Origin of the sequence: Pseudoalteromonas nanhaiensis, from assembly GCF_051235485.1 — a bacterium.
GTDB classification, from domain to species: domain Bacteria; phylum Pseudomonadota; class Gammaproteobacteria; order Enterobacterales; family Alteromonadaceae; genus Pseudoalteromonas; species Pseudoalteromonas lipolytica_C.
The window spans coordinates 1-522 of record NZ_JBPNYQ010000068.1 but is presented as its reverse complement, the minus strand read 5'-3'; the positions used below and the strand labels follow the sequence as shown (position 1 = coordinate 522).

Annotated in this window: 1 rRNA gene; it reads right to left on the bottom strand. The window is 51.0% G+C overall.

Features of this window, described 5'->3' with window-relative positions:
* Positions 1–522 (bottom strand): 23S ribosomal RNA (locus ACSFVZ_RS20485); the annotation flags it as partial.

The window sequence follows — 522 nt, the reverse complement described above, 5'->3', positions numbered from 1 at the left end:
GTGTCGGTTTGGGGTACGATTCGGTATAATCTGAAGCTTAGAGGCTTTTCCTGGAAGTATGGCATCAACAACTTCACCACCTTAGTGGCTCGTCTCGTGTCTCAGTCTTAGCAACCCGGATTTTCCTAAGTCACCAACCTACTCACTTTCACATGGACAACCAACGCCATGCTTGTTTAGCCTGCTCCGTCCCCCCATCGCAATTATACCAAGTACGGGAATATTAACCCGTTTCCCATCGACTACGCCTTTCGGCCTCGCCTTAGGGGTCGACTTACCCTACCCTGATTAACATGGGATAGGAACCCTTGGTCTTCCGGCGTGCGGGTTTTTCACCCGCATTATCGTTACTCATGTCAGCATTCGCACTTCTGATACCTCCAGCATACCTCCCGGTACACCTTCAACGGCTTACAGAACGCTCCCCTACCACTCATACATAGTATGAATCCGCAGCTTCGGTGCATAGTTTAGCCCCGTTACATCTTCCGCGCAGACCGACTCGACCAGTGAGCTATTACG